2 rRNA genes are annotated in these 5513 nt (G+C 52.2%); both read left to right on the forward strand.

Going from position 1 to position 5513, the window contains the following annotated elements:
- Positions 1–463 precede the first annotated feature (463 nt).
- Positions 464–1981 (forward strand): 16S ribosomal RNA (locus tag QP888_RS10825).
- A 380-nt stretch (positions 1982–2361) separates the two neighbouring features.
- Positions 2362–5422, forward strand: a 23S ribosomal RNA gene (locus QP888_RS10830).
- The 16S and 23S rRNA genes sit together here, the layout of an rRNA operon.
- Positions 5423–5513 lie beyond the last annotated feature (91 nt).

The raw sequence follows: 5513 nt of genomic DNA on the forward strand, positions 1-5513 counted from the left end.
ACTTCACAGGATGTTGGTTCTGGTGGTTGTGTTTCTTGTTTGTCTGGTGGTGATGATCATAATTTTATAGGGCCGATGCTTGCTTTCGGTGGCTGTTGACTGTGTGGTTGGTGGTTGTTGTTGGTGAGTTGTGCTGGTTGCTTGTGCGGTAGTCTGGTTCACGGTGTTGTGATGAATGACACAGTGTTCTGGTTTGTGTTCAAGTGATTGGTTGTGTAAAGTCGGTCTGGCTGCTTTGCGAAAAGGGTGCTCGTTGATTGGGGTGCTTGAGTAGTGGGGTGGTGGTGTTGTGTGAGAACTCAATAGCGTGTCAATGTACTTATTATTTTTGATACTTACTTGATTAGTGGGATGTGGATCTTTTTTGTTTCTGCATTTGATTAATCTTTTTGAGTAAGTGTTGCTCTTTGATTTTTCTTTTGTAGTTTTTTGACTAGGTTATCAGACTCTTTTTCTGATTATTTTTATGGAGAGTTTGATCCTGGCTCAGGACGAACGCTGGCGGCGTGCTTAACACATGCAAGTCGAACGGAAAGGCCCTGCTTGCAGGGTACTCGAGTGGCGAACGGGTGAGTAACACGTGGGTGATCTGCCCTGCACTCTGGGATAAGCCTGGGAAACTGGGTCTAATACCGGATAGGACCGCACTTTAGTGTGTGTGGTGGAAAGTTTTTTCGGTGTAGGATGAGCCCGCGGCCTATCAGCTTGTTGGTGGGGTAATGGCCTACCAAGGCGGCGACGGGTAGCCGGACTGAGAGGTTGGTCGGCCACATTGGGACTGAGATACGGCCCAGACTCCTACGGGAGGCAGCAGTGGGGAATATTGCACAATGGGCGCAAGCCTGATGCAGCGACGCCGCGTGGGGGATGACGGCCTTCGGGTTGTAAACTCCTTTCGCCAGGGACGAAGCGTTTTGTGACGGTACCTGGAGAAGAAGCACCGGCTAACTACGTGCCAGCAGCCGCGGTAATACGTAGGGTGCAAGCGTTGTCCGGAATTACTGGGCGTAAAGAGCTCGTAGGTGGTTTGTCACGTCGTCTGTGAAATTCCACAGCTTAACTGTGGGCGTGCAGGCGATACGGGCTGACTTGAGTACTGTAGGGGTAACTGGAATTCCTGGTGTAGCGGTGAAATGCGCAGATATCAGGAGGAACACCGATGGCGAAGGCAGGTTACTGGGCAGTTACTGACGCTGAGGAGCGAAAGCATGGGTAGCAAACAGGATTAGATACCCTGGTAGTCCATGCCGTAAACGGTGGGCGCTAGGTGTAGGGGCCTTTTGGGGTTTCTGTGCCGTAGCTAACGCATTAAGCGCCCCGCCTGGGGAGTACGGCCGCAAGGCTAAAACTCAAAGGAATTGACGGGGGCCCGCACAAGCGGCGGAGCATGTGGATTAATTCGATGCAACGCGAAGAACCTTACCTGGGCTTGACATACACTGGATCGCTGCAGAGATGTAGTTTCCCTTGTGGCTGGTGTACAGGTGGTGCATGGCTGTCGTCAGCTCGTGTCGTGAGATGTTGGGTTAAGTCCCGCAACGAGCGCAACCCTTGTCTTATGTTGCCAGCACGTTATGGTGGGGACTCATGAGAGACTGCCGGGGTTAACTCGGAGGAAGGTGGGGACGACGTCAAGTCATCATGCCCCTTATGTCCAGGGCTTCACACATGCTACAATGGCCGGTACAATGCGCAGCGAGCCTGTGAGGGTGAGCTAATCGCTTAAAGCTGGTCTTAGTTCGGATTGGGGTCTGCAACTCGACCCCATGAAGTCGGAGTCGCTAGTAATCGCAGATCAGCAATGCTGCGGTGAATACGTTCCCGGGCCTTGTACACACCGCCCGTCACGTCATGAAAGTTGGTAACACCCGAAGCCGGTGGCTCAAACTCGTTTAGGGAGCCGTCGAAGGTGGGATCGGCGATTGGGACGAAGTCGTAACAAGGTAGCCGTACCGGAAGGTGCGGCTGGATCACCTCCTTTCTAAGGAGTTTTTGTTGTGCACTGATCATTTCCGCAGTTGTGGGTGGTTAGTGCTTTTAGCTGTGATTGTTGTTCATGCATCTGTTTGTGGGTGTGTGGGTTGCAGCGTAATTATTTTTGTTTGTGGGTCTGTGTCTCATGTGCACTTGGTTGAGTGAGTATCTGTGGTTTGTGCGTTGGCGCGTTGTTGGGTGTCTCGGGCAGCACTGTTGTGTTGTTCGTTGACCATCACTGACTGCGGGTGAATCGTTGTTGGTTTGGCCGTGGTTGTGGTTGGTGTGGTGTGTGAGAACTGTATAGTGGACGCGAGCATCTGTGCGCATGATGCACTTGTTGGTGTGTTGTGTGTGCTGTGATTTTTTCTTTGTGTGTTTATTTTTGTTGTGTGTTGTAAGGGCGCATGGTGGATGCCTTGGCATGCTAAGCCGATGAAGGACGTGGAAGGCTGCGTTATGCCTCGGGGAGTTGTCAATCAAGCGTTGATCCGAGGATGTCCGAATGGGGAAACCCGGCTGTGGTTATTCGCAGTCACCTGCTGGTGAATGTATAGCTAGTATGGGGGTTACGCGGGGAAGTGAAACATCTCAGTACCCGTAGGAGAAGGAAACAAGAGTGATTTCGTTAGTAGCGGCGAGCGAACGCGAATTATGGCTAAACTGCATGTGTGTGATACCTGGTAGGGGTTGCATGTGTGGGGTTGTTGGGAGCAATTGTTCAGTCACTACCATGGCTGTGCTGCCTCGCGCGTGTTAGATGAAGTGGTTTGGAATGGCCTACCGGAGAAGGTGAGAGTCCTGTAGTTGAAGGTGCGTGTGTGGTGGTTGATTGTTTCCCGAGTAGCGGCGGGCTCGTGGAATCTGCCGTGAATCTGCCGGGACCACCCGGTAAGCCTAAATACTTAGTGTGACCGATAGCGGATAGTACCGTGAGGGAATGGTGAAAAGTACCCCGGGAGGGGAGTGAAATAGTTCCTGAAACCATGTGCTTACAATCCGTCAGAGCACTTTTTTGTTGTGTGATGGCGTGCCTTTTGAAGAATGAGCCTGCGAGTCAGCGGCATGTCGCGAGGTTAACCCGTGTGGGGTAGTCGTAGCGAAAGCGAATCCTAATTGGGTGTTGTTAGTGGCATGTCCTGGACCCGAAGCGGGGTGATCTACCCATGGCCAGTGTGAAGCAGCTGTAAGAGGTTGTGGAGGCGCGAACCCACGTAGGTTGAAAACTGCGGGGATGAGCTGTGGGTAGGGGTGAAAGGCCAATCAAACTCCGTGATAGCTGGTTCTCCCCGAAATGCATTTAGGTGCAGCGTCGTAGTTGAGCTTTGTGGAGGTAGAGCTACTGTTTGGTTGAGCGGGACTATCATCTTAGCAACATCAGACAAACTCCGAATGCCATGTAAGTGTTCTACGGCAGTGAGACTGTGGGGGATAAGCTTCATAGTCGAGAGGGAAACAGCCCAGATCGCCGGCTAAGGCCCCTAAGGGTGTACTAAGTGGAAAAGGATGTGGGATCGCGATGACAGCCAGGAGGTTGGCTTAGAAGCAGCCATCCTTGAAAGAGTGCGTAATAGCTCACTGGTCGAGTGGTTCTGCGCCGATAATGTAGTGGGGCTCAAGTACACCGCCGAAGCCGCGGCAACTATTTTTTAGTTGGGTAGGGGAGCGTCGTGCATGAGGTGAAGCATGAGTGTGAACACGTGTGGATTGTGTGCGAGTGAGAATGCAGGCATGAGTAACGAATTGTAAGGTGAGAATCCTTACCGCCGGATGACTAAGGGTTCCTGGGTCAAGTTCGTCTTCCCAGGGTGAGTCGGGACCTAAGGCGAGGCCGACAGGCGTAGTCGATGGATAACCAGTTGATATTCTGGTACCCGAGTGTGTGCGTCAATGGTGAAGCAGTGATACTAACCATGTTCGAGACCTATTGTTTACGCTCTTTGAGTGTTGTGATGGGTTGAGTTTGTGGGGCCTGATCTGTGGTCCAAGTGATGGGGTGACGCAGTAGGGCAGCCACGCCGCTTAGTGGATTGTTGGTGTAAGCGTTGAGGTTGGTGCCATTGGTAAATCCGGGTGCTGTATCCAAGGCGTGATGCGTAGCCCTTTTTTGGGTGAATGTGGTGTGCTTGTGCTGTCGAGAAAAGCCTCTAGCGAGTGCATATTCGGCCCGTACCCTAAACCGACACAGGTAGTCAGGTTGAGAATACTAAGGCGTTCGGGTGAACTGTGGTTAAGGAACTCGGCAAAATGTCCCCGTAACTTCGGGAGAAGGGGAGCCCCACCGGTTGTTAAGGCTGGTGGGGCCGCAGAGAATAGAGGGGTCCGACTGTTTATCAAAAACACAGGTCCATGCGAAAACGTGAAGTTGATGTATATGGACTGACGCCTGCCCGGTGCTGGAAGGTTAAGAGGACCTGTTAGACCTTTGTGGGTCAAAGCGGAGAATTTAAGCCCCAGTAAACGGCGGTGGTAACTATAACCATCCTAAGGTAGCGAAATTCCTTGTCGGGTAAGTTCCGACCTGCACGAATGGCGTAACGAGACCCCTGCTGTCTCAACCACAGGCCCGGTGAAATTGCAGTACGAGTAAAGATGCTCGTTACGCGCGGCAGGACGAAAAGACCCCGGGACCTTCACTATAGCTTGGTATTGGTGTTCGGTTTGGCTTGTGTAGGATAGGTGGGAGACTGTGAAACGTGCACGCTAGTGTGTGTGGAGTCGTTGTTGAAATACCACTCTGGCTTGATCGGATACCTGAACCTTGGCCCATGATCTGGGTTGGGGACAGTGCCTGGTGGGTAGTTTAACTGGGGCGGTTGCCTCCTAAAGAGTAACGGAGGCGCCCAAAGGTTTCCTCAGCCTGGTTGGCAATCAGGTTTTGAGTGTAAGTGCACAAGGAAGCTTGACTGTGAGAGTGACTGCTCGAGCAGGGACGAAAGTCGGGACTAGTGATCCGGCACCTACTTGTGGATGTGGTGTCGCTCAACGGATAAAAGGTACCCCGGGGATAACAGGCTGATCTTCCCCAAGAGTCCATATCGACGGGATGGTTTGGCACCTCGATGTCGGCTCGTCGCATCCTGGGGCTGGAGTAGGTCCCAAGGGTTGGGCTGTTCGCCCATTAAAGCGGCACGCGAGCTGGGTTCAGAACGTCGTGAGACAGTTCGGTCTCTATCCGCCGCGCGCGTAGAAACTTGAAAAAGGCTGTCCCTAGTACGAGAGGACCGGGATGGATACACCTCTAGTGTGCCAGTTGTCACGCCCGTGGCATGGCTGGTTGGCTACGTGTAGAAGGGATAACCGCTGAAAGCATCTAAGCGGGAAGCCTGTTTTGAGATGAGGTTTCGTTATTAGGTGCCCTAGAGATTATGGGGTTGATAGGCCAGATCTGGAAGCGTTGTAAGGCGTGGAGGTGACTGGTACTAATTCGCCGAACATTTTACAACAAGCCAGGCTTTTGTGGTTTGGTTTAGCATGTTGAGAAAATGATTGTTTTGTTGTGTTTGCGTCCACTATGCAGTGTTTGACACACCACGCTT

The organism is Corynebacterium sp. MSK297 (genome assembly GCF_030232885.1).
Classification (GTDB): Bacteria; Actinomycetota; Actinomycetes; order Mycobacteriales; family Mycobacteriaceae; genus Corynebacterium.